The organism is Bacteroides sp. 4_1_36, assembly GCF_003466325.1.
Taxonomy (GTDB): Bacteria; Bacteroidota; Bacteroidia; order Bacteroidales; family Bacteroidaceae; genus Bacteroides; species Bacteroides uniformis.
Map to the genome: position 1 here is coordinate 457 of NZ_QSOX01000047.1, position 4,139 is coordinate 4,595.

Below are 4,139 nucleotides of genomic sequence, written 5' to 3' on the forward strand. Positions count from 1 at the left end.
CAGTATGGGGCGAATAGTCCAGTTGGGAATATTGATGTGAATGGGGATAGCATAATTATTAAACCTAATGCGAATGGAATAATTGATCAGATAAAAGTGCTCTTTGGGTATGATACAAAATTCCAAAAAGATGTAAAAGCAGATCTTTTCCAACTTAAACAAGATGATAAAAAGGTAGCTGATATTATTGGAAAATTAGAAGAGAGTAAGAATATACATTATATCACAATGCCTAAAAAAGGAGAGTATAACTCTACTGGGTTTAATGCAGACAAGGTAAAAAAGAATATTTCACAAGGTAGTGAAATTTATTATAACCCCTATAATCGGAGAAGAGGCCGAAATGACAGCGACATGAGAACACCAAGAATAGGTTTAGCTCATGAACTTCAACATTCATTTGATGTTGATAAGAAGGTGGCTACTTATGAAAGGACGAAAAACGGTATTTTATTAATGGATATACGCGCTATCAATACCGAGAACCGAATAAGAAAAGTAATAGGTGAACCTAAAAGAACGATGTATGGAACCCAAAAAGTACCGAAAGAATTATTGGAGTAGGATGCTGATTTTAATAGTAATTATTATCGGAGGGATATCTTTATATTTATACATAAAGTATGATTATTCTGAAAAAGCTACGATAGATTCTAATAACTTAATTACTACTGCGCCTTGTATGATAACAACTAATATAGCGTGGCATGATTCTATTTGTAAGGTTGTATTAGATGAGATTGAATTGGTATCAGTTATAGATGAAGAGGACTATATAACGAAACCTTTTTATGAAAATTTTATCAAGTTATCTGATAAAGACACTTTAATAATGGACAGTCTCTCGTATATACAATTGAAAGACTATGTCGTTGTTCCGGAATATCGTATAGATTCTATTTGTAAACGTGAAGGAATAAAAGGTTTGTTTTCAGCTTATTTTGATGATATATGGTTTACTCCGTGTTATAATGAGAATAGTGTATTAAGTTTATCGGAACAAAGGTATGTTATTTATGTATTATTGCAACATGGTTTATCTGTTAGAAGAGATTGTGAATCAGGTGATATATATATAAATAGAAGCGCTACTCTCAAAAATTAGAAATTATAGTTTAGTAATCAGATAAATTTTGTTGTAACGGATGTTATTTGTTTACTACTTCTGAATATCAGAATCTTCTGATTCAATAATCTAAATGATTCCCTGCTTACATACAGCGATGTAGGCAGGGAATTTCATATAGTATTATTTCTATGATAAGAATTTCTAAGCTCACTTACGACGGTCTGATTGAAAACCTCACCTTCACGTTTGCGGGCAACCGCCCGACCCGTGTGGACGATGCGGTAGCGGCTTCTGCCTACGGTGGCGGTTTCGAGTTCAAAGATGCCGTGAAGCAGGCAAATGAGTACGCCTACGATGCCAATGGAAATTTAACTAAAGATTTGAACAAGGGAATTAGCAACATATCGTATAATTGCTTAAATTTGCCAAGTACGGTGACTTTCAGTGACGGCAGTAGGATAAGTCATACATACGGTGCCGACGGCACGAAGCTGAAAACTGTCCATAAGACAGGCAGTACTACCACCACGACGGACTATTGCGGAAACGTGGTCTATGAGAACGGTGTTCGGAAGTTGTTGCTGACCGATGAGGGCTATGTTACTTTGAGCGACGGCAAGTATCATTACTACTTGCACCAGGGGAACAACCGGGTAGTCATCAACCAGAGCGGCACTGTAGAGGAGACGAACCATTACTATCCGTTCGGTGGTGTGTTTGCAAGTACAGGCAATGTGCAGCCTTACAAGTATAACGGCAAGGAGCTTGATGCGAAGAAAGGGTTGAACTGGTATGACTACGGTGCAAGGCATTATGATGCGGCGTTGGGGAGGTTTACGACAAATGACAGATTTGCTGAGAAGTATCATTCGATGTCTCCGTATCAGTATGGGGCGAATAATCCGGTTAAACATATTGATGTAAAAGGTGATTCAATTATAGATATTAATGGAAAAGCCATTACTTATCAAAATAATGAATGGTCCTCAAACGCAACGCCGGATGTTAAAAGGGTAGGTAATGCAATGATGAGAAATAGTATTGGGCAAACCCAATTCGAAAAAATGATGTGGTCTGATTATCCTATTACAATTACATTAAGTTCTAAAGACGATAATAATTCCGGTCGCATAGGAGTAACTAGTATTACAGGTGATGAGAATGGCAATATAACAAAAGCGAAAATAACTCTTTATATGGAAATCATAAAGGATATAGCAAACATTATTCCTTATGCAAAACAAGGAGAAATAGTGAAGCGTTATAGAGAAAATCTAAATATAGATCAACTTAGTAACATAACTTTAGATGATGTTATAGGAGCTACAGGAACTCATGAGAGTGTACATGCTTTAGATAAATATTCAAATCATGTAGGCCAGCCCGATAAATCTAAACGAGAACAAAATCCTATATTAAAAGAAATTGAATATATAAAAAAGATAAAGCATTAGTGGATTTTGTGCAAAATGAAGGATAAGAATCGAAATATTCGATTTCTTTAGCATAAAAGTTGACAAAACGGCAGAGATACTATAATTTGAAATACTTCTAAATATTGTATCTCTGTCCGTACTTCAAATTATTAAAGATGAAAGAAAGAATATTATTCATATTTCTATTATTCTCTATTTCTGCTTTTTCACAAGAAAAGGCAAGCATGGGAACGATAAAATTAACTGCCATTGTGCCAGATTCATTATTAAATATGAAAGTGTTGCATTATGCACAGGAATTAAAATATGTTGATAAAGATGCTCAACAAGACACGTATGATGCAGCATCTTTTTTTATCATAAATTCTATAAATTCCAAAGATTTAAAGATAGATACTTACCTGTTCTCTTTCCCATCTCAACTTTCTTATTCTCCTTTAGGAATTGCAATAAAGCATAAGAATGATTATTTTCTATATAGTTACGGTTATCTACCCTTGGCAATATTAAAAATCATGCATCTGTCACAGCAGGATAGTTCTGTTTATACTTCCGTTATTCACTCTATGTATAACCTTTTGCAATATGCTTCTAAAGAAGGAATAGAACTTAAACACGAGTTAATAGGGCAAACTAAATACTATTATAATATTGTAAATTGGGTTCATGTTTTTAAAATGAAAGATTTTGATTATTGGCAACATTCCAATGCGTATTGTCCAACATACAACCCAACCGCTTCTTTGTTTTTGGTGAAAAAAATTAAAAATGAAGATAGTGAACAAATAACTCAATGGATTCAAACATCTTATGGAAAAGATTTTCCATATAAGGTTTACAAAGTATTTAATACGAAGAAAGAATCTCTATATCTGATAGAAGTGGATAGAAGTTATCATAAAGAATATGATTTTCTTTTTGTAAAAGGTGAAAATTACGTTTTTTACCAAATCAACAACTCATTTATTCCAATTATGTATGTTTTAAAGAGTTTCTTCAAACGAAATAATGAAACTTTGCTTAAAAGTATAGAATGTTTATCTTTAGCTTGGCTATATTATCATGCCAACTAAAAGGAGATAGGTACCATATGGAAAATCCAGTGTAATCTGCCTCCAAAAACCAAGCGATTCTGATTCCGTTGTACCGTAAGCATCCGATAACCCTTGTCACCGAGTATCATGCAGTCGTGATATCCTCTCTGACATCGTTAAGGTAATTGAGGTCATGTACGCTTGTCGCAGTCATTCCGTCAATACGGACTATCTGGGCAACAGTACGGCTAACGCGCAGTTGAACTGCATCAACTATAGTGTAAGCAGTGCAGGCGCACTGACGAGCAACGGCGGCTGTGCTTCCGGTCAGCTTTCGGTTGTTAAAACCACCGATGAAGACTTGAACGCGAGCTACACCTTCACCGACAAGATGGGACATGTTGTATTGACGCGTCAGATGAAAGGCAGCGAAACGCACGATACCTACTATGTGTATGACGACAAAGGCAACCTCTGCTTTGTGTTGCAGCCCATGTATCAGAGCTCGGCCAATCTCGACCAGTATGCCTTCCAGTACAAGTACGACGGACGCAACCGCTGTATCTGGAAGAAGCTTCCCGGTGCGGGATATATGGAAAT

3 protein-coding genes and 2 pseudogenes are annotated in these 4,139 nt (G+C 35.8%); all 5 read left to right on the plus strand.

What is annotated here, in order from left to right; translation table 11 throughout:
* Positions 1–564: M91 family zinc metallopeptidase (locus tag DXD65_RS21410; RefSeq protein ID WP_233556168.1), on the plus strand; the 564-nt coding region annotated here is incomplete at its 5' end.
* Positions 527–1,105, plus strand: a complete 579-nt coding sequence (locus DXD65_RS20655) for a hypothetical protein (protein ID WP_008662344.1) — start codon at positions 527–529, stop codon at positions 1,103–1,105. The genes DXD65_RS21410 and DXD65_RS20655, both read left to right, overlap by 38 nt.
* A gap of 182 nt (positions 1,106–1,287) precedes the next feature.
* Positions 1,288–2,010: pseudogene (locus DXD65_RS20660) on the plus strand (RHS repeat domain-containing protein); the annotation flags it as partial.
* Between the two features lie 650 nt (positions 2,011–2,660).
* The gene (locus DXD65_RS20665; protein WP_057254481.1) at positions 2,661–3,578 is read left to right on the plus strand and encodes a hypothetical protein; all 918 of its coding nucleotides are present in this window, start codon (positions 2,661–2,663) and stop codon (positions 3,576–3,578) included.
* Between the two features lie 154 nt (positions 3,579–3,732).
* A pseudogene (locus tag DXD65_RS20670) lies at positions 3,733–4,139 on the plus strand (RHS repeat-associated core domain-containing protein); the annotation flags it as partial.